This window comes from Streptomyces sp. NPDC058864 (genome assembly GCF_042742985.1).
Lineage (GTDB): Bacteria > Actinomycetota > Actinomycetes > Streptomycetales > Streptomycetaceae > Actinacidiphila.
The window spans coordinates 209220-228810 of record NZ_JBHYMQ010000003.1; the positions used below are offsets into that span (position 1 = coordinate 209220).

Sequence of the window (19591 nt, forward strand, 5' to 3'; positions counted from 1 at the left end):
CGGGGGTGCTCGGGATCAGTGCTCGAGCGCCGGGTCGCCGGCCGGCCGGACCGCGCCCGAGGGCCCGGAGACCCGGACCGCGCCCGGGGCCTCGGCGGCCTCCGCCTCCCGCTCCCCCGGCTCCGCCCCCTGGGCGGCGTCCGCGGGCGGCAGCAGCGCCATGACGGCCTGGCGGTGCGCGTCGCTGGCGTCCTCGTCGAAGGGGTCCGGGGTCGCGGGCACCTGCACCCGGAGCACCGGCCCCGAGCCCAGCCGCACGTAGCCGCGGCCCGGCGGCACCTCCGCGGCGGACGTCGAGCACTGCGGCGCGCCGAGCACCGCCTGCGTCTGCTCCGCGGTGACCGCGCCCAGCAGCATCCGGGCCCTGGTGTGGGCGATGACCACCGGGGAGAGCGATTCGGCGCCGTCGAGGTGGTCGACGACGGCGACGGTCACGCCGGCCGCGCGGCCGTGCCGGAGCGGGATGTCCAGCAGCTCCTGCGGGTCGGGGCGGCTCTCGGCGTGCGCGAGCTGGCTGAGCACCGTCGGCCGGTCGACGAGGATCCACAGTGGGCGCCGTACGTCGTCGGGGGCGGTGCGGCCGGCCTGCCGGGCGCGGTTGACGGCGATCAGCCGGCGCTCGGTCTCGTGCGCCGCCCACTCCAGGGTGGCCAGCGTCCCCGCAAGGCCGCTCTCGACGGCCATCACGCCGGGCCGGCCGGTCAGGCAGGCGTACTCGCCGGTCCCGCTGCCGTCGACGACCACGACGTCGCCCTCCGGCAGGGCCTGGAGCGCGATGGAGCGCAGCAGCGTGGTGGTGCCCGTGCCGGGGTGGCCGAGGGCGAGCAGGTGCGGCTCGGTGGAGCGCGGGCCGGTGCGCCACACCACCGGGGGCGCGTCCCTGACATCCTCGCCGTCCCCGACCGGGACGGTGCGCTGCACCGCCTCGGGGTCGGTGAAGCCGAGCACCGTCTCGCCGGGGGAGGTGACGAACCGCTGGGCGGCGATGTCCGTGGGCAGCGGGGGGAGCGCGGTGAGGGTGAGGTGGTTCTCCTCCTCGTTCCACTCGAAGCGGTACTCGCGGCCACGTCCGACCTTGGCGTGCAGCACGTGCTCGACGCGTGCCCTGGCGGCGGCCTCGCCGTCGGTGAAGTAGGCGGGGTACTTCAGGTGCAGCCGGACCAGCCGCCCGTCCTCGAAGGCGTGGTCGCCGAAGGCGTTCTCCCAGCTGCCGTCGTGCGCGTAGAGCGGGCTGGGGTCGTCGGCCACGGACAGGTACGGGACGAGGGCCTCGTACAGTGCGGTCAGCCGGTCGTTCTCGGCGCCGCTCGGCCCGGTCGGGGCGGGGGTGCGGTCCCGGCCCATCCAGCCGGCGGAGCCCATCCAGGCGGCGAACATCAGGTAGGCCCCGTAGGGGAGCAGGACCAGGACGAGGAACCCGGCCCCCACGGAGGCCAGCAGGGCCGGTCCGCGCCGGTCCTTGGGCGTGGTGCCCCACCATTCGCGCGCCCAGCCGGCCTGACGGCGCAGCCCGCGTGCGATGACGAAGAGCGGGTGGAGGACGTCCGTGGTGCTGTCGACGGCGGCCCGCGCGAGCTCACGGCCGCGGGAGAGCGAGGGGCGGCTGCTCAGGAGGGCGGAGAGGGGGCGCCGGACCACGGGGAGCTCCAGAAGATCGTTGCGGGGACGGTACGACGGGGGCTGGACGGGACGGGCCCGGTGCGGAGCGGCGCCGGGCCCGGTGGATCGGCCGTGCGGAACGGCCCAGGACGACATGGCCTAGAACTTGATCCCGCCCAGGAGGCTCGCCAGGCTCGCCCCGCCGGCCTTGATGCTCGGGGCGATGGCGGTGCCCGCGAGGTAGAAGCCGAAGAGGGCGCAGACGAGCGCGTGGGACGCCTTGAGTCCGTCCTTGCGGAAGAACAGGAAGACGATGATGCCGAGCAGGACGACGCCTGAGATGGACAGGATCATGGGGGCTACTCCTGTGTGATGGGGACTGTCACCATGAGTTGTTCCAGAATTACAGATAGTAATATGTTCTGAAAAGAGGCGAATGGGTGATTTGTAGGGAAGTTCACCCTTTCAGCTCTGCTGAACTGTTTCTTCGGGTGTGATCCTCGCCGGTCGTACGGCGTGTCATGTGGCAGGCCCCGCCGACGGAGCAACGAAGTCGCCCGTTCGAGTGATCAAAATCGTTAAGCTTCGGCCATGGCTTCTTGTCCGGTCCACGCCCCCGCCGCAGTGCGCACCGGGGGCACGCCCGGCGAGACCAGGGCGGTTGAGGCCGCTTAGGGTGGATCACGAAGGCCCCGCCCGCGCACGGCGAACAGCCACTTCCAGTGAGGGACGATGAGCGAGCCGACCCCGCAGAACGACCCGGCCCAGGACCCCGGCGTCCTGCGACTCGCCGCCGAGGTCTTCGACCTCGCCCGCCGGGGCGGCACGGAGACCCTCACGGCGTACGTCGACGCCGGCGTGCCGGCCAACCTCACCAACGACAAGGGCGACACCCTCGTCATGCTCGCGGCCTACCACGGCCACGCCGCCACCGTGGCCGCCCTCCTCCGGCGCGGCGCGGACCCCGACCGCGTCAACGACCGCGGCCAGACGCCGCTGGCAGGCGCCGTCTTCAAGGGCGAGGACGAGGTGGTCCGCGTCCTGCTCGACGGCGGCGCCGACCCCGCCGCGGGCACCCCCTCGGCCATCGACACCGCCCGCATGTTCGGCAAGGACGCACTCCTGGAACTCTTCGGCGCCGCATGACCCCGGCGCGCCACGACGACGCCGTACCCACGATGAAGAGAAGTGGACCCATGACGGAAACCGACAGCTGGATCAATCCGCTGCGCGATCCATCCGACCGGCGGCTCCCGCGCATCGCGGGACCGTCCGGGCTGGTGATCTTCGGTGTGACGGGCGACCTGTCCCGCAAGAAGCTGATGCCCGCCGTGTACGACCTGGCCAACCGCGGGCTGCTGCCGCCGGGCTTCTCGCTCGTCGGCTTCGCGCGCCGCGACTGGGCGGACGAGGACTTCGCGCGGGTCGTCCACGACGCGGTCAAGGAGCACGCGCGCACCCCCTTCCGTGAGGAGGTCTGGACGGAACTGTCCGCCGGAATGCGCTTCGTGTCCGGAGACTTCGGCGACGACGACGCCTTCGAGAAGCTGCGCGCGACCGTCGAGGAACTCGACAAGGCCCGGGGCACCAGCGGCAACTTCGCCTTCTACCTCTCGGTGCCGCCCAAGTTCTTCCCCAGCGTGGTCCAGCAGCTGAAGAAGCACGGGCTGTCCGATCCTCCCCGCGGGTCCTGGCGGCGTGCCGTCATCGAGAAGCCCTTCGGCCACGACCTGGCCAGTGCCCAGGAGCTCAACCGGGTGGTCCACCAGGTCTTCCCGCCCGCGGAGGTCTTCCGGATCGACCACTACCTGGGCAAGGAGACGGTCCAGAACGTCCTGGCGCTGCGCTTCGCCAACACGATGTTCGAGCCGCTGTGGAACCGCTCCTACGTCGACCACGTGCAGATCACGATGGCCGAGGACATCGGCATCGGCGGCCGCGCCGGCTACTACGACGGCATCGGCGCCGCACGCGACGTCATCCAGAACCACCTCCTCCAACTCCTCGCTCTCACCGCGATGGAGGAGCCCGCGGGCTTCGACGCCAAGTCCCTCGTCCAGGAGAAGCTGAAGGTCCTCCAGGCCGTCCGGCACCCCGAGGACCTGGGAGCCCATACCGTCCGGGGCCAGTACGCGCACGGCTGGCAGGGCGGGGAGGAGGTGCCAGGCTACCTGGAGGAGGAGGGCATCGACCCCGGTTCCAGGACCGACACCTACGCCGCGATCAAGCTGGGCATCGACAACCGCCGCTGGGCGGGCGTTCCGTTCTACCTGCGCACCGGCAAGCGCCTGGGCCGCCGCGTCACCGAGATCGCGGTCGTCTTCCAGCGCGCCCCGCACCTGCCCTTCAGCCACACCGACACCCAGGAGCTGGGGCAGAACGCCCTGGTCATCCGGGTCCAGCCGGACGAGGGCGTCACCGTGCGATTCGGCTCGAAGGTGCCGGGCACCTCGATGGAGATCCGGGACGTGACGATGGACTTCGCCTACGGCGAGTCCTTCACCGAGTCCAGCCCGGAGGCCTACGAGCGGCTGATCCTGGACGTCCTGCTCGGCGACGCCAACCTCTTCCCGCGACCGCAGGAAGTGGAGGAGTCCTGGCGGATCCTGGACCCGATCGAGGAGTACTGGGACCGGCACGGCAAGCCCGAGCAGTACACCGCCGGTACATGGGGTCCGAAGGCGGCGGACGAGATGCTCGCACGAGACGGCAGGAGCTGGCGCCGGCCATGAACATCGATCTGACCGAGACCACCTCAAGCAAGATCAACTCGGCGTTGATCAAGGCCCGCAGGGCCATCGGCAGCCCGGCGGTCGGCATGGTGCTCACCCTCGTCGTCGTCACCGACGAGGGCAACCACTACGACGCCCTCAAGGCCGCCTCGGACGCCTCCCGCGAGCACCCCTCGCGCATCCTGGTCGTCATCAAGCGCCCCGGCCGCTCGCCGCGGGACCGGCGCAGCGCCCGCCTCGACGCCGAGGTGCGCGTCGGCGGCGAGTCCGGGACGGGTGAGATCGTCCTGCTCCGTCTGCACGGCGAACTCGCCGACCACGCCCACAGCGTGGTCCTGCCGCTGCTGCTGCCCGACGCGCCCGTGGTGGTGTGGTGGCCGGTCGACGCCCCCGCGAACCCCGCCGCCGACCCCCTCGGCGCCCTGGCGCAGCGCCGGATCACCGACGCGTACGCCGTCGAGCAGCCCCTGGAGGAACTGACGGCCCGTGCCACCGGCTACACCCCCGGCGACACCGACCTCTCCTGGACCCGGCTCACGCCCTGGCGGTCCATGCTCGCCGCCGCGCTCGACCAGGCCCGGGCCACGGTCACCTCGGCCGTCGTGGAGAGCGAGGCCGACAACCCCAGTGCCGAACTCCTCGCCCGCTGGCTCGGCAGCCGCCTGCGCGTGCCCGTCGACCGCGTCGTCACCGACGGCCCGGTCGTCACCGCGGTCCGGCTGCGCACCCCGGACGGCGACATCAACATCGACCGCCCCGAGGGTCCGCTGGCCACCCTCACCATCCCCGGGCAGCCCAGTCGGCACCTCGCGCTGAAGGTCCGGTCCACCGCCGAGCTCATCGCCGAGGAACTGCGCCGGCTCGACCCCGACGAGATGTACGCCGCGTCGCTGCGCCACACCGACGTGGCGGGGCCGCCCCGCCGGGCGAAGACCACCGCGCGCAGCACCAAGAAGCGGCCCGCCCCGGCCAACGCGGAGGCGGCCAAGTAGACCGACTGGCGCAGCAGTACGCCGGGGGCGGCGCACACCGCCTGCAGGAGCAGCATCGCGGCCGTGGTGACCAGGTAGCAGGCCACGACCGTCAGCGCCGATCCCAGGTGCGCCCGCCACCCGGCGCGGCCCCGGCCGAAGGTGAACCGCGCGTGCAACTCGGTGGCAAGCACCGTCGAGGCCACCGTCACGCCTGCGTTGGCCAGGGCGAACGGCACCGTCCCGGACAGCGCCATCAGCACCGCGGAGGACGCCAGACCGACCCCGCCGCCGCACACGACGAAGCGCGCGAACGCGGCCGGCGCGGAACGCGAACGCGCGGAGCCGGCGCTGCGGGGCGGGCGGGCGGAAGCGGGCGAAGCGGATCGGTCCGCGGTGACGGTGTCCATGCCCGAACACTGCCCGCCCCCGCTGACAGGGCGCTGACCGCGCGCTGACACGCCCCGCACGCGACCGACGCCCGGGGCCGACGCCGTGGTGCCGGGGCTGGATGCGATCCGTACGGGCGCGCCATCATGGTCGTGCAGCCGCACGGCACAGGGCACACGGCCCACGGCCGCGGTGCACGGCTCGGAAGCTGCGCCAAGCCCTGTCGCGGGGACGGCTGCGGGGGCTCGACGAGGGCGGGGGAAGTCCGGCAGTGATCAGATTCGTCCACAAGCAAGTGCTGTTCGCCGCGGTGTGGTTGCTCAGCGGGACGACCGCCCTCGTGGTGACCGTCGCTGTGAGGGGCGGCGCGAGGGTGCTGCAGTGGGAGATGCTCGCCCTTTTCCTCGCAGGGAACGCGCTGACGGGGTTCGTCGCAACGTCGAGGCTCAAGAGGCTGGGTGACGTCCCCCTCTTCGAGGCGGCCGTACCGATTGCGGATCCCGCCACCGCTCTGTCCGCGTCGGTGCTCGCCCGGTCCAGGCGAAGCCTCGGGAGACGCTACGGCGTGCTGCTCGCCGCCTTCGGCGTCCTCTCTTCCGTTCTCGCGTTGTTCGAACCGGCGGTCGCCCTCCTCGTCTGCTGCTTCGCGGTGGAGCCCCTGATGCGGGCGGAGCGGGCGGCCCGCTGGGAACGGCGGCGGGGGGTCCTGCTCTGGCAGGTCCGGGAGCGGGATGTCGAGCAGGAGCGGCAGCCGGCCGACACCGGTCAGCCACCGGTCTTCACCTCGGCCCGCCCGGGTGCCCCGCGCGTCGGCGTGAACCCCTTGCCGCCGGCCGCCGGCCTGGACGGCAAGTCCCCGTGATCGCACGGAGGTTCCCGCGTCGGCCCACCGGTCGGACCGACTCCGTCACTTCGTCCGCGCGGCCCCGGTCGATCGGGACCTCGGCCGTCGCCCGGGCGGCGGGCCGCCGGCCTGCCGCGACGAACGGCACCGGCAGGTCGCGGGCCCGCTCGAACTCCCCGGTCGCGCACGGCTCGCTGACCGCCGCCTCGGCGCAGGACCACTCACCCCGCTCGTCCGCCGCCCGGATCACGAGGCCCAGGTGTCCCCGCTCCACTCACGACCGGGGAGCGGGGGAGCCGCCACTGCGCCACCGGCATCCGTGGAGCGTGACCGGCTCCACGGTCAGGACAGGGCGAACGGGCCCTCCGTCGCCTTGCGGTGCTGCATGGCCGTCAGCTTGCGGACGAACAGGATGGCGAAGACTGCCGCGAGGATGTCCAGAGCGTCCACGGCGATCATCATGCCCGCGGCGTCGCGGAGGTCGTCGGCGTACACGGAGTTCTCGTTGGTGACGAGCACCGAGAGCATGTCCAGCAGCTGGTCGGCCACCCACGCCGCCCACCAGTACGAGACCGGGCCCGAGTCGGCGGGCCGCAGACGGCCGTCCTGGGTGGTCTGGGAACTCGCGACCCAGGTCTCCCTGGCAACCTGGGAGGGGATCCAGAAGAAGGCGATCGGGATGAACCAGCCGCCGATCGCCCACCCGCGGCCCTTCTCGAACCCGTTGGGGGCGAACACCTCGCCGTTGGAGCGGACCCGGTAGAACCAGACGATGAAGACGATGGTCGTCGACAGCTGCGTGAGGGCCTGCAGCGCCAGCGCGGCACCGGTCCACAGGTCCGACCGGCTCAGGGCGGACTGGTCGACGGTGGAGAGTTCGTCGGCGACCGCCGTACCCATCAGGGCATAGCGACTTGCCTCCGCGGCGATGTCGACCACGTCGGCCGCGATGACCAGCGACAGGAGCACCGTCACCGCGGTCGCCAGCCCCAGCGGGGAACGGAGCACGGCGGTGGTCGCCGGCGGTCCGGCGGGCATGGGGTACGGGGTGGGGTACGGGGCGCCGGGCGGCGGCCCGACAGGACTGAACGACATGGGAATCCCCCCAGGGACACAGCATGGAGACGCGCACGCCGAGCGGCGGGCAGCAGGACATTACGGCAGGAGATCTTGGCCAGTCCACATCATTGATCAGCGTTCGCCGTCTTCGGCCCGGTCACGGTGGCCGCACGGCGAACGGACGACCTGGCTGCCGGTTTCCACGGGGAAACGGCGGGTGCCGGGATGCCGGCGTGTGCCTCGGTGATCGACCTGTCGATGCTGCCCGGGGACAAGTAATGCGAGGGTCGAGAGCCCATCGCCCATGAGACCCGCCCCGGCCGAACCGTCCGGCCCCACCGCCACCAGTGTCGACACTTCTGCCACTGTGCGTCGCAGTCCCTAGGAAGCACGCCGTACCACTTTGACCTGGAGATTTTCCCCATAAGTGGAGGAGCTGGGCCGGAACCGCGAGCACACTGTGCTGACACCTTGTGGGTAGACATTGAGTGTATAGACAGCGTGTATATTCGCTGCATGTTCTTCGACCCGCTCCCGATCCCGCATCCGCTCGCGCCGCCCCAGGCCGCGTCCCGCAACCACCGAACCGCGACGTACGACGGCATGCCCCGTCAGGGAGGCCCGGCATGAGCAGTCGACGTACCGGCGGTGGGCCGGGGCGCATCGGCTCGGCGCTGAGGGATCTGGGGCTCGGCATGCGCCTGGCGGGCGCCGGAGGCCGCGAGGGCTGGATCCGCACGGCGCTGACCGCGGTGGGCGTCGGCCTCGGCGTGGCCCTGCTGTTCCTCGCCACCGCGGTGCCGAACGTCCTCGACGCCCGCGAAGGGCGCGGTCACGCGCGTGAGACGCCGAACGTCGAGAGCGAGGTGTCGGTGCGGCGCGCGGAAACGACGTTCCTCTGGCGCGACGCAGCCACCGAGTTCCGCGGCGAGGCCGTCGGCGGGCAGTTGCTGCGCCCGGACGGTCCCGGTGCTCCGCCGCCGCCGGGTGTGGCGCGGATTCCGCGGCCGGGGGAGATGGTGGTCTCGCCCGCTCTGCGCGGGCTGCTGGACTCGCCGTCCGGCGCCCTGCTCAAGGAGCGGCTCGACTACCGGATCATCGGGACCATCGCGGACCGGGGTCTGCTCGAACCCGGTGAGCTGCGCTTCTACGCCGGCAGCGGCACCCTGTCCAGGAGCGGGGGTGCGATCAGGTCCGCGGGGTACGGCCATGATCCGGGTCCGGGGCGGTTCGATCCGCGGTTGGTGGTCCTGGTCGCGTTGATCTGTGTCGTCCTGCTGGTGCCGGTGGGTGTGTTCATCGCCACGGCCGTCCGCTTCGGCGGGGAGCGCAGGGACCGCAGGCTGGCCGCGCTGCGGCTGGTCGGTGCGGACATCGCGATGACGCGTCGGGTCGCGGCGGGTGAGGCGTTGTTCGGGGCCCTGCTCGGGTTGCTGGTCGGCACCGGGTTGTTCCTGGGGGCGCGCCGGTTGGCGGGGTCGGTGCGGCTGTGGGGGGTGAGCGCCTTCCCGGCGGACGTCGCCCCGGATCCGTCGCTGGCGGTTCTGATCGTGGTGGCGATCCTGGTGGGGGCGGTCCTGGTGACGCAGTCGGCGCTGCGGTCGGTGGTGATCGAGCCGTTGGGGGTGGTGCGGCATGCCGCGTTGCGTCCGCGCCGGTTGTGGTGGCGGCTGGTGGCTCCTGTGGTCGGCGTCGGTGTCCTGACGTGGACGGGGTCGGCGGAGGAGGAGCTGGGCTCGGGCGGTGTGTATCCGATCGCGCTGGGTGCGGTGCTGGTGCTGGTGGGGTTGACCGGGGTGCTGCCGTGGCTGGTGGAGGCCGTGGTGAGGCGGCTGCGCGGGGGGCCGGTCGCGTGGCAGCTCGCGGTGCGCCGGCTGCAGTTGAGCAGTGGGACGGCGTCGCGGGCGGTGAGCGGCATCACGGTGGCGGTGGCCGGGGCGATCGCGTTGCAGATGGTGTTCGGCGGTATGCAGGAGGACTTCGCGTCGTCCTCGTCCGCGCCGAAGGCGGCGGGTTCGTCGTCGGAGCGTGCCGAGGTGGTCCGTGCGGACTTCAGCGTTGCCACGGCTTCGGGGAGCGTGGGGGTGCCGGCGCTGGCGGAGCGGATGGCCGAGGAGTTCCGCCGGGTCGAGGGTGTGCGGCGGGTGGTCGCGACGGTGCAGGCGTACGTGAGCCGTGCGGATGCGGCCGGGGGGCCGGGTTCGGTGACCACGCTCACCGTGGGGAGCTGTGCGACGTTGCGGTCGCTGGCGGCGTTGCCGTCGTGCCGTGACGGTGACACCTTCGTGGCCCGTCAGCCGGGTGCGTCGCGCCGGGTGCGGGAGGCGAATCTCCTGACCGGGGAGGTCGCCCGTCCTGGCAGCCGTATGGATCTGGGCGGCATGTCCGAGGGCGCCTCGGAGGGGGAGTCGTGGACGTTGCCGGAGTCGTCCCGTGCGGTGGTGGCGGTGCGGGATCCGGTGGGCGACGTGCATGACGGCATCCTGGCGACGCCGGGGGCGCTGGCCGGGTACCGGTTGCCGCAGGCGTCGACGTCGGCGTCCGTGGCGATCGACCATGGTGTTCCGGACGCGGAGGAGTACCTGCGCAACGCCGCTGCGCGGCTGGATCCGGCGTTGGGGGTGTACGGGCTGGTGAACGTGGAGCGTGACCGGCAGTACTCGAGTGTGCAGACCGGTCTGCGGATCGGGGGGACGCTGACGGTGGTGCTGATAGCGGCGGGGATGCTGGTGGCGCTGATCGAGCAGTTGAGGGAGCGTCAGCGGTTGTTGTCGGTGCTGGTGGCCTTCGGTGCGCGGCGCAGGACGCTGGCGTGGTCGGTGTTGTGGCAGACGGCGGTGCCGGTGCTGGCGGGTACGGTCGTGGCGATCGTGGGCGGGCTGGTGCTGGGCAGGGTGATGCTGGGCATCGTGGTGAAGCCGGTGCGGGACTGGTGGGTGTTCCTGCCGTATGCGGGGATCGGTGCGGTGGCGGTCCTGGTGGTGACGTTGCTGAGTCTTCCGGTGCTGTGGCGGTTGATGCGGGCGGACGGGCTGCGTACGGAGTGAGGGTCGGCTGCCGCCGGTCCGTGCTGTGGGCCGGCGGCAGCGGTTGGGGCTGTTCAATGGGCTGTTGACGTGCGGGGACGGTCGTGCGGGGTTGTGCCGGGGACGAACCGCGTGAGGGCCCTTGACGTGTCGTGATGGCCGGTGCAAACATCGCGTCCATCAAATGTTTGCGTAAACGTGCGCCGACTCCGGTCACTGATGTTTGCGCAACCATCCCGGACCCGCCCGATGTGACGGGACCCCGCACGACGATGTGAAGGATGGGATCATGGCTGCCGTACCGCCGCCACCGGGCACCGGCCGGGCCGCTCCTCCCCGGGGACGCCGGGGCCGGCGCTGGCTGGGCTGGGGCTTCGTGGCACCCTTCATGATCGTCTTCGCGCTGGTCTTCCTGGCGCCGATCGGTTACTCGATCTACCTGAGCCTGTTCCGCGACCGCCTGATCGGCGGGACCTCGTTCGTCGGCCTGGACAACTACGTCCAGGCCTTCCAGGACGGCCAGTTCTGGTCCGGCCTCGGGCGCGTCGCGCTGTTCCTCGCGGTGCAGGTGCCGGTCATGCTGGGCATCGCGCTGCTGGTCGCCCTCGCGCTGGACAGCGGGAGGCTGCACGGCCGGAAGTTCTTCCGGATCACGATCTTCCTGCCGTACGCGGTACCGGCCGTCGTGGCGACCCTGATGTGGGGCTTCATGTACGGCGACCGCTTCGGCCTGGTCGCCGACATCAACGACACCTTCGGTGCCTCGCTGCCGAACCCCCTCTCGCCCGGCCTGGTGCTGGCGAGCATCGGCAACATCGTGACCTGGGAGTTCGTCGGCTACAACATGCTGATCTTCTACTCGGCGCTGCACGTCGTCCCGCGCTCGCTGTACGAGGCGGCCGAGATCGACGGCGCGAGCCAGTTGCGGATCGTCACCTCCATCAAGATCCCGGCCATCCGCGGGGCCCTGGTCATCGCGACGATCTTCTCGATCATCGGCAGCTTCCAGCTGTTCAACGAGCCGAGCATCCTCAAGCCGCTGGCGCCCAACGCCATCACGACGTACTTCACGCCGAACCTCTACACCTACTCGCTGTCCTTCTCCGGGCAGCAGCACAACTACGCGGCGACCGTCGCGATCGTCATGGGGGTCGTCACGATGATCATCGCCTACGTCGTGCAGCTGCGCGGCATGCGCAAGGAGGCCTGACGATGGCCGAGGCGAGCACCCAGGTGAACACGGGGGCGGACACGGGAGCCGGCACCGTCCCCCGGCAGGGCGGGCCCCGCCCCGCCGCACCGTCCCGGCGCCCGGCGGGCCGGTGGCACTCCTCCGACCGGCCCCGGCGCAGCGTCCTGCTCACGGTCCTCACCGCGCTCGTCGCGGTCTACACCCTGGTCCCGCTGGCCTGGCTGCTGATCAGCGCGACCAAGACCCAGAAGAGCCTGCTGGACTCCTTCGGGCTGTGGTTCAGCGGTGACTTCGCCCTGTGGGACAACATCCAGCAGACCCTCACCTACGACGACCACATCTTCGTCCGCTGGCTGCTGAACACCCTGCTGTACGTGGCGCTGGGCGCGGGCGGTGCGACGTTCCTGGCCGTCCTGGGCGGCTACGGACTGGCCAAGTTCGACTTCCCCGGCAAGCGGGCGGTCTTCGCGGTGGTGATCGGCGCGGTCGCCGTGCCGGGTGCCGCGCTGGCGGTGCCGACCTTCCTGATGTTCAGCAAGATGGGCCTGACCAACACCCCGTGGGCGGTGATCGTGCCCTCGCTGATCTCGCCGTTCGGTCTCTACCTGATGTGGGTCTTCGCCTCCGAGGCGATCCCCGACGAGCTGCTGGAGGCCGCCCGGGTCGACGGCTCGGGGGAGATCCGCACCTTCTTCAGGATCAGCCTGCCGCTGCTGGGACCCGGCATCGTCACGGTGCTGCTCTTCACCGTGGTCGCGACGTGGAACAACTACTTCCTGCCGCTGATCATGATCAAGGACCCGGACTGGTACCCCCTCACCCTGGGGCTCAACGCCTGGAACGCCCAAGCCGCCACCGCGGGCGGGCAGCCGGTGTTCAACCTGGTGGTCACCGGCTCGCTGCTGACCATCGTGCCGCTGGTCGCGGCTTTCCTCCTCCTGCAGCGCTTCTGGCAGTCCGGGCTCGCCGCCGGCAGCGTCAAGGAATGACCACCGGCGCCGTGTCGGCGCCGTGCCCACCCTCCCCCTGCGGTCCCGAGCCCGGCACACCCGTGCCGTGGCGACGGGCGGTGCCGCAGACCATCACCACAACGAAGTGAGATGCGATGACGAACAAGCCACTGCGCCGTTCGGCGCAGGCGATCGCGGTGCTCTGCGCGGCGGCGCTGTCCCTGACCGCGTGCGGTTCCTCCGACGACTCCGGCTCGGGTGCCAAGGCCGCGGACGCGGGCAGCGTCGAGGCCGCGCTGAACAAGGGCGGCTCGCTGACGGTGTGGGCGTGGGAGCCGACGCTGAAGCAGGTGGTGACCGACTTCCAGGCCAAGTACCCCAAGGTCAAGGTGAAGCTGGTCAACGCGGGCACGGGCAACGACCAGTACACGGCGCTGCAGAACGCGGTGCAGGCCGGTTCCGGGGCGCCGGACGTGGCGCAGATCGAGTACTACGCGCTGAGCCAGTTCGCGCTCGGCAAGTCCGTCACGGACCTGAGCGCGTACGGTGCCAAGGACCTGTCCAAGGCGTACTCGCCCGGCCCGTGGAACTCCGTCGCCGTCAACGGCGGTGTGTACGCGCTGCCGATGGACTCGGGGCCGATGGCGATGTTCTTCAACAAGAAGGTCCTCGACAAGTACAAGATCGCGGTTCCCACGACCTGGGACGAGTACCTGACCGCGGCGCGCGCCCTGCACAAGGCCGACCCGAAGGCGTACATCACCAACGACACCGGTGACGCCGGTTTCGTCACCAGCCTGATCTGGCAGGCCGGCGGCCACCCGTACACGGTGGACGGCACCAAGGTGAACGTCGACTTCGGCGACGCGGGCACCAAGAAGTTCACGGAGGTCTGGCAGAAGCTGATCTCCGAGAAGCTCCTCGCGCCGATCGCGTCCTGGAGCGACCAGTGGTACAAGGGCCTGGCCGACGGCACCATCGCCACGCTGTCGACGGGTGCCTGGATGCCGGCCAACTTCGTCTCCGGCGTGCCCTCCGCGTCCGGTGACTGGCGTGCCGCGCCGCTGCCGCAGTGGCAGGCGGGGCAGAGTGCCAGCGCCGAGAACGGCGGCAGTTCGCTTGCGGTGATGGAGGCGGCCAAGGACAAGCCGCTGGCCTACGCCTTCGTGAAGTACGCGAACAAGGACGCGGGTGTGCAGGCCCGCATCAAGGGCGGCGCCTTCCCGGCGACGACCGCGGATCTGAACTCGCAGGCGTTCCTGGACACCGCCTTCCCCTACTTCGGGGGCCAGAAGGCCAACGAGATCTTCGCGAAGTCGGCGGCGAACGTCGTCAAGGGCTGGTCGTACCTGCCGTACCAGGTGTACGCGAACTCGGTCTTCAACGACACGGTCGGCAAGGCCTACGTGTCCTCCACGCCGCTGTCCGACGCCCTGGGCACCTGGCAGGACGCCTCGGTGAAGTACGGCAAGGACCAGGGCTTCAGCGTCGGCGGCTGACGCCCCGTCGTGGCCTCCGGCCGGCGTCCGCGCCTCCCCGGGAGGGGTTGCCGGCGCCGGCCCGGGGGGCCGCGGATCGCCGGTCCGCGCAGCTCTGCCCCCCTAGACTTCTGACCACCAACGGCTGTGAAACGTATGAGGTGTACGACGCACGTGGACGGGACCGGACAGAGCTCGGTGGCGGGCGTGCAGCGGCGGCGGCGCGGTGCGTCGATGGCCGACGTGGCCAAGCTGGCGGGCGTCTCGGCGCAGACCGTCTCCCGGGTCTCCAACGGCTTCCCCGGGGTGCTGGAGGAGACCCGGCAGCAGGTGCTGGCCGCGATGAAGGAGCTGGGTTACCGGCCCAACAGCGCGGCCCGCGCCCTCAAGCGGGGTGAGTTCCGCACCATCGGCGTCATCTTGTTCAGCCTCTCCAGCACCGGCAACATGCGCACCCTGGAGGCGGTGGCCTCCTCCGCGGCCCGCGAGGGCTACGCCACGACGCTGCTGCCGGTGACCGTGCCCACACAGGACGGGGTCCGGGGCGCGTTCACCCGGCTCGGTGAGCTGGCCGTGGACGGTGTCGTCATGATCATGGAGGTCCATCTGCTGGACGCGATGACGGTGGCCCTGCCGCCGACCGCGCCCGTGGTGGTGGTGGACTCCGACGCCGGGGACCGGTACTGCGTGGTCGACACCGACCAGGCCAGCGGCGCCCGGGCGGCCGTTGAGCACCTGCTGGGCCTGGGCCACGGCACGGTGCGGCACATCGCCGGGCCGAAGGAGTCGTTCGCCGCCGAGCGCCGTGTGGGCGCCTGGCGGGCGGCGCTGGAGGCGGCGGGGCGCGAGGTGCCGCCGCTGCTGCGCGGCGACTGGTCCGCGGAGTCCGGCTACGAGGCCGGGTTGCGGATCGCCCGGGACCCCGGCTGCACGGCGGTGTTCGTCGCCAACGACCAGATGGCGCTCGGGGTGCTGCGCGCGCTGAGCGAGCACGGCCGGCGGGTGCCGGAGGACGTCAGCGTCGTGGGCTTCGACGACGTCCCCGAGGCCGCCTCGTACATGCCGCCGCTGACCACGATCCACCAGGACTTCGCCGAGGTCGGCCGGCGCTGCGTCGACGGGGTGCTGCGGCAGATCCGCAACGACGAGGCGGAGCGGGGCACCACGCTGGTGCCCACCAGCCTGGTCGTGCGCGGCAGTACCGCCCCGCCGCCGCACGCCCGCTGACCGCCCCCCCGGCAGTTTCCGCACCGTTGCCGCACCTCGTGATGGCAACGCAAACATCCCGTCGCGGGGCGTCCCCGCCGCACACCGGCGAACACCCCGTGACCGCACCGAACGCACCAGAACTCGACTCCACTGGAGGAGCACGGCCCATGCCCGTACTGCGGATCGAAGGGAACGAATTCCGCCTCGGCGGCGAGCCGTTCCGCATCATCTCCGGTGGCCTGCACTACTTCCGCGTCCACCCCGGCCAGTGGCGCGACCGGCTGCGCAAGGCACGGCTGCTGGGACTCAACACCGTCGACACCTACGTGCCGTGGAACCTCCACCAGCCGCGGCCGGGCACCTTCCGCGGCGACGACGGCCTGGACCTGCCGGCCTTCCTGGAACTCGCGCAGGAGGAGGGCCTGCACGTACTGCTGCGCCCCGGCCCGTACATCTGCGCCGAGTGGGAGGGCGGCGGACTGCCCTCCTGGCTGCTCGCCACCCCCGGCATCCGGCTGCGCACCGCCGACCCCCGCTACCTGGCGGCGGTGGACGACTACCTGGACCGGCTGCTGCCGCTGGTCGTCCCCTACCTGGCCACCAACGGGGGACCCGTCCTGGCGGTGCAGGTCGAGAACGAGTACGGCGCCTACGGCGAGGACCCCGCCTACCTGACGCACCTTCAGGACAGGCTGCGGCAGGGCGGCGTGGACGTCCCCCTGTTCACCTGCGACCAGCCCGCCGACCTCGCCCGCGGCAGCATCCCGGGCGTCCTCGGCACCGTCAACTTCGGCAGCCGCCCCGCACAGGGCCTGGCCGCGCTGCGCGAGCACCAGGGCGACGGGCCGCTCATGTGCACCGAGTTCTGGAACGGCTGGTTCGACCGCTGGGGCGGCGTGCACGTCGTGCGCGACGCCGCGTCGGCCGCCGCCGACCTCGACGAACTGCTGTCGGCCGGCGCCAGCGTCAACCTCTACATGTTCCACGGCGGCACCAACTTCGGCTTCACCAACGGCGCCAACGACAAGCACACCTACCGCCCCACCATCACCTCCTACGACTACGACGCGCCCCTGGACGAGGCCGGCGACATCACCCCCAAGTACCTCGCCTTCCGCGACGTCCTCGCCCGGCACACCACCGTCCCCGACGAGCCGCTCCCGGAACCGTCGAAGAAGCTCAACCTCCTCGGCGTACGGCTCACCGGCAACGCCCCGCTGCTCGGCTCCGCCGACCGCCTCGGCGAGGCGGTGACCGGGCCGCGCCCGCTGACCATGGAGGAACTCGGCCAGGACTTCGGCTTTGTGCTGTACGAGACCGCGCTGCGCGAAGCGGGCCCGACGCTGCTGCACTTCACCGGGATCGCGGACCGGGCGCAGGTCTTCCTCGACGGCGCCCCCGCCGGTGTCCTCGAACGCGAGCTGCACGAGGCCGCCCTGGCCGTCACCGTGCCCGACGGCGGGGCCACCCTGACCGTCCTCGTCGAGAACCAGGGCCGCGTCAACTACGGGCAGGGCATCCACGACCGCAAGGGCATCACCGGCACCGTCACCGCCGGCGGCACCGAACTGACCGGCTGGAGCAGCAGGCCGCTGCCCCTGGACGACCTGTCGGGCCTCACCTTCACCACCGGTGGCCCGCAGCCAGTCGGGCCCACGTTCCACCGCGGACGGTTCGAGGTCGAGCAGCCCGCCGACACCTACCTGGACCTGTCCGGCTGGACCAAGGGCAACGCGTGGATCAACGGCTTCCCCCTCGGCCGCCACTGGTCCCGCGGCCCCCAGCAGCGCCTGTACGTCCCCGGCCCCGTCCTGCGTCCCGGCACGAACGAACTCGTCGTCCTCGAACTCCACGCGACCGTCCGCGCGACGGCCGACCTGCGCGACACCCCCGACCTCGGGCCGACCGAGGAGTGACGGGTTCCGGTCCCCCCGCCGCACCGCCCCGCAGCCCGGCACCCCGGGCTGCGGGGCGGTGCGGCGCAAGCGCCGGCTTCCTCGGCGTGCGTCCGCGATCATCGCGGGCAGGCGCCGCCGGATTCTCCGTTCGCGTGGTCGTGGTCCTCGCGTTGGCGTACACCGTGGTGGCGCAGGACTACTGGGCCGGGGCCGGCTTTTCAGGGTGCGACGGGCGACAGGGCGGGCGGTACACGTTCCCGGGGCAACCGAACGGCGTCCCACCTGGTTGGAACAGAGGTGAGGAGTTCGTCCGGCACCGGACCGCCGGGCGAATCCCGAGGTGCACGTACGCAGGGCGCCGGCCGGCGTGCAGCCGTTCCGGCGGGTGGGATGGGAGTGAGGAAGATGCGCGCCGCGCCTGACGAGCAGTGGCACGACACGGAGGAGGTGATGCGCCGCCTCCTTCGCGACGGGGCGCCGCGGCCCGCCACCCCCACCGACCGTATGACGCAGATCCGGCGGCGTGTGCAGCGGCGCAGGCGGCGCCGCGCGACGGCGGTCGGCGCGGCCACTGCGGCGGCCGCCGCAGTGGCCTGCGTGACCCTCCTACCGGGACTGCGGTCACCGGGCGATGCCCGGTCACCGGCCGCCGCGCCGGAGCGACGGCACGTCCTTCCCGCCGCGACGCCCACGCCCGGCCCCACGCCGGCTTTCATCACGGTCCGCCTCCTGGACGAGACCGCACTCACGCTGCGCGTACCGCGGGGCTGGGACAGCCTGTCCGTCGGCGGCAGCGCCACGGCGACGGGCTTCGTGTCCTCGCAGCCCCTCAGCCGCCCGCCGCGCGACTCCTGCCCGGACCTGGGGGAGGGCACGCCGCCGGCCTGCGAACCGCTGGAGGAACTCGACGAGAACGGGGTCCTGATGGCGTTCCGGCCGACGGTGACGGGCAAGGCCGGCCTGGCGAAGCCGCTCTGGACGAGCGAGCCGATGCCCGCCGGCAAGAGCTGCCGGACACTGCGGGGCGACACGGAGATCCTCGCCTGGGGTCTCGGACGCTCCGCCCCCTACGGCAAGCCCTTCGAAGTGCGCGTCGAGGTCTGCCTGCGCGCCCCGTCGGCCGCCACCCTCGCCGCCGTCACGGACGTCCTGGGAACGGCGTTCCCCCGTACCGACGGCTGACGCGCGACCGTCAGGCAGAAGGCGCCGCTTCGGATACGGCGGCCCCGGACGACAGGCCGGGCCGCACGTCGAACTCGGTGTGCCCGTGGACGGATTCCAGCCCCCAGGTGCGACGGAGACCCTTGCCGTGCCGGTGGTGACCATGGCCTGCCCGCTCAGGATGTCGCAGAGGACGGCAGGAAGGGCACTGACTCGGCCTGTCACCGCCGGCAGCGGGCGGCAGCTGGATTTCCCGGCCCGCCGGATAGGCGCGAGTCCGGGCAGATGGCTGCGTTCCGGGGCGCCCCGCACAACCAAAGCCTTGCCCGGCATGTCGTACATGGCAAGGAAGCGAAAACCGCGAAGCAAGGGGGAACCATGCCTGCGAAACGATACGGGGTGGCGCTCGCCGCCCTGGTGATGGCGGGTGCGGCGGTGGCCGTGGCGGCGCCCACGGTGGCCGCGGCGCCGGCCGCGCCCGCGGCGGCGTGCCCGACGGGCTGGGGCAGCCTCAAGAAGTCGGGGACGGACGCCGACCTCGGGTCGCTGACCGACATCAGGACCGGCCGCCACGACTGCTACGACCGCGTGGTGTTCGACGTGCCCACTGCGGGCACGGACGCGATCGGCTACACCGTGCAGTACGTCGCCGCCGTCCACCAGGACGGTTCGGGCCGGGTCATACCGGTCTCCGGCGGGGCGATCATCGAGATCCGGGTGGCCGCGCCCTCGTACGACCCGCAGACCGGCGCCGCGACCTACCCGGGCCGCGCGGGGCGGACGCTGCCGGGCGTCGACCTGACCGGTTACCGGACCTTCCGGGACGCGAAGTTCGCATCGAGCTTCGAGGGTGACACGCAGGTGGGCCTGGGGGTCCGGGCCCGGCTGCCGTTCCGGGTGTTCCAACTGCCCGACCGCCTGGTGGTCGACGTGGCCCACACCTGGTGAGGCGCTCGCGCCGGCCGGGGCCCCGGGCCGGGGGGGCCCCCGGCCCCCCCCGGGGCGGGCCCCCGGGCGCCCGCAAAACCCGTGGAGTAGCGGGACGGGGGAAAAAACAACGGGCGGGGCCCCGAGAATAAGCA

At 72.0% G+C, this 19591-nt stretch carries 15 protein-coding genes and 1 pseudogene; 12 read left to right on the plus strand and 4 right to left on the minus strand.

Translation table 11 applies throughout. The features are described from left to right. Positions 1–15: 15 nt before the first annotated feature. Together ACFW3D_RS04195 and ACFW3D_RS04200 are read right to left on the minus strand one after the other, a co-directional pair. Positions 16–1638 carry a hypothetical protein gene (locus ACFW3D_RS04195; RefSeq protein ID WP_500501083.1) on the minus strand — a complete coding sequence of 541 codons (1623 nt, stop codon included), beginning with the start codon at positions 1636–1638 and terminating at the stop codon, positions 16–18. A gap of 120 nt (positions 1639–1758) precedes the next feature. Next, entirely contained in the window at positions 1759–1953 is a 195-nt protein-coding gene (locus tag ACFW3D_RS04200; protein WP_018534760.1) for a hypothetical protein, read from the minus strand. 378 nt (positions 1954–2331) lie between these two features. Between ACFW3D_RS04200 and ACFW3D_RS04205 the strand changes: the two genes are divergently transcribed. From ACFW3D_RS04205 to opcA, 3 genes are read left to right on the plus strand one after another with little or no spacing between them, the layout of a single operon-like run. After that, positions 2332–2745 (plus strand): ankyrin repeat domain-containing protein, encoded by a 414-nt coding sequence (locus ACFW3D_RS04205; RefSeq protein WP_500501085.1) that lies wholly within the window; start codon positions 2332–2334, stop codon positions 2743–2745. Between the two features lie 50 nt (positions 2746–2795). Continuing rightward, the gene (zwf, locus tag ACFW3D_RS04210; protein WP_500501087.1) at positions 2796–4331 is read left to right on the plus strand and encodes a glucose-6-phosphate dehydrogenase; all 1536 of its coding nucleotides are present in this window, start codon (positions 2796–2798) and stop codon (positions 4329–4331) included. After that, positions 4328–5323 carry a glucose-6-phosphate dehydrogenase assembly protein OpcA gene (gene opcA / locus ACFW3D_RS04215; RefSeq protein WP_500501089.1) on the plus strand — a complete coding sequence of 332 codons (996 nt, stop codon included), beginning with the start codon at positions 4328–4330 and terminating at the stop codon, positions 5321–5323. Before zwf ends, opcA begins: the two co-directional genes overlap by 4 nt. Here opcA and ACFW3D_RS04220 read toward each other — a convergent pair. Beyond that, positions 5248–5601: pseudogene (locus ACFW3D_RS04220) on the minus strand (hypothetical protein); the annotation flags it as partial. The gene opcA and the pseudogene ACFW3D_RS04220 overlap by 76 nt on opposite strands. A gap of 362 nt (positions 5602–5963) precedes the next feature. Between ACFW3D_RS04220 and ACFW3D_RS04225 the strand changes: the two are divergent. Then, positions 5964–6554: a hypothetical protein gene (locus tag ACFW3D_RS04225; RefSeq protein ID WP_500501091.1), complete on the plus strand. Its 591-nt coding sequence runs from the start codon at positions 5964–5966 to the stop codon at positions 6552–6554. A gap of 324 nt (positions 6555–6878) precedes the next feature. On the opposite strand, the gene ACFW3D_RS04230 is transcribed toward ACFW3D_RS04225, so the two are convergent. Next, positions 6879–7631, minus strand: a complete 753-nt coding sequence (locus ACFW3D_RS04230) for a DUF4328 domain-containing protein (RefSeq protein WP_500501092.1) — start codon at positions 7629–7631, stop codon at positions 6879–6881. 590 nt (positions 7632–8221) lie between these two features. Between ACFW3D_RS04230 and ACFW3D_RS04235 the strand changes: the two genes are divergently transcribed. The 8 genes from ACFW3D_RS04235 to ACFW3D_RS04270 all read left to right on the plus strand — a co-directional run bounded on the left by ACFW3D_RS04235 (position 8222) and on the right by ACFW3D_RS04270 (position 19457). Further along, on the plus strand, positions 8222–10642 hold the full coding sequence (locus ACFW3D_RS04235; protein ID WP_500501094.1) for an FtsX-like permease family protein: 2421 nt from the start codon (positions 8222–8224) through the stop codon (positions 10640–10642). Positions 10643–10910: 268 nt separating this feature from the next. Continuing rightward, positions 10911–11831 (plus strand): carbohydrate ABC transporter permease, encoded by a 921-nt coding sequence (locus ACFW3D_RS04240; protein WP_500501096.1) that lies wholly within the window; start codon positions 10911–10913, stop codon positions 11829–11831. Positions 11832–11833: 2 nt separating this feature from the next. Continuing rightward, entirely contained in the window at positions 11834–12802 is a 969-nt protein-coding gene (locus tag ACFW3D_RS04245) for a carbohydrate ABC transporter permease (RefSeq protein WP_500501098.1), read from the plus strand. Positions 12803–12918: 116 nt separating this feature from the next. After that, positions 12919–14262: an ABC transporter substrate-binding protein gene (locus ACFW3D_RS04250; RefSeq protein ID WP_500501100.1), complete on the plus strand. Its 1344-nt coding sequence runs from the start codon at positions 12919–12921 to the stop codon at positions 14260–14262. Positions 14263–14415: 153 nt separating this feature from the next. Then, a complete protein-coding gene (locus ACFW3D_RS04255; RefSeq protein ID WP_500501102.1) occupies positions 14416–15468 on the plus strand; it encodes a LacI family DNA-binding transcriptional regulator in 1053 nt (350 codons plus the stop codon). Positions 15469–15617: 149 nt separating this feature from the next. After that, a complete protein-coding gene (locus ACFW3D_RS04260) occupies positions 15618–17366 on the plus strand; it encodes a glycoside hydrolase family 35 protein (RefSeq protein ID WP_500501104.1) in 1749 nt (582 codons plus the stop codon). A gap of 387 nt (positions 17367–17753) precedes the next feature. Next, positions 17754–18530: a hypothetical protein gene (locus ACFW3D_RS04265; RefSeq protein ID WP_500501106.1), complete on the plus strand. Its 777-nt coding sequence runs from the start codon at positions 17754–17756 to the stop codon at positions 18528–18530. A 357-nt stretch (positions 18531–18887) separates the two neighbouring features. After that, complete coding sequence (locus ACFW3D_RS04270; protein ID WP_500501108.1) at positions 18888–19457, plus strand: AMIN-like domain-containing (lipo)protein; 570 nt, start codon at positions 18888–18890, stop codon at positions 19455–19457. Positions 19458–19591 lie beyond the last annotated feature (134 nt).

Excerpts from the sequence above, each read along its gene's own strand:
- opcA (WP_500501089.1), top strand. The coding sequence starts at position 4,328 with ATGAACATCGATCTGACCGAGACCACCTCAAGCAAGATCAACTCGGCG.
- ACFW3D_RS04230 (WP_500501092.1), bottom strand. The coding sequence starts at position 7,631 with ATGTCGTTCAGTCCTGTCGGGCCGCCGCCCGGCGCCCCGTACCCCACC.
- ACFW3D_RS04260 (WP_500501104.1), top strand. The coding sequence starts at position 15,618 with ATGCCCGTACTGCGGATCGAAGGGAACGAATTCCGCCTCGGCGGCGAG.
- ACFW3D_RS04200 (WP_018534760.1), bottom strand. The coding sequence starts at position 1,953 with ATGATCCTGTCCATCTCAGGCGTCGTCCTGCTCGGCATCATCGTCTTC.
- zwf (WP_500501087.1), top strand. The coding sequence starts at position 2,796 with ATGACGGAAACCGACAGCTGGATCAATCCGCTGCGCGATCCATCCGAC.
- ACFW3D_RS04205 (WP_500501085.1), top strand. The coding sequence starts at position 2,332 with ATGAGCGAGCCGACCCCGCAGAACGACCCGGCCCAGGACCCCGGCGTC.
- ACFW3D_RS04265 (WP_500501106.1), top strand. The coding sequence starts at position 17,754 with ATGCGCGCCGCGCCTGACGAGCAGTGGCACGACACGGAGGAGGTGATG.
- ACFW3D_RS04240 (WP_500501096.1), top strand. The coding sequence starts at position 10,911 with ATGGCTGCCGTACCGCCGCCACCGGGCACCGGCCGGGCCGCTCCTCCC.
- ACFW3D_RS04235 (WP_500501094.1), top strand. The coding sequence starts at position 8,222 with ATGAGCAGTCGACGTACCGGCGGTGGGCCGGGGCGCATCGGCTCGGCG.
- ACFW3D_RS04270 (WP_500501108.1), top strand. The coding sequence starts at position 18,888 with ATGCCTGCGAAACGATACGGGGTGGCGCTCGCCGCCCTGGTGATGGCG.
- ACFW3D_RS04245 (WP_500501098.1), top strand. The coding sequence starts at position 11,834 with ATGGCCGAGGCGAGCACCCAGGTGAACACGGGGGCGGACACGGGAGCC.
- ACFW3D_RS04250 (WP_500501100.1), top strand. The coding sequence starts at position 12,919 with ATGACGAACAAGCCACTGCGCCGTTCGGCGCAGGCGATCGCGGTGCTC.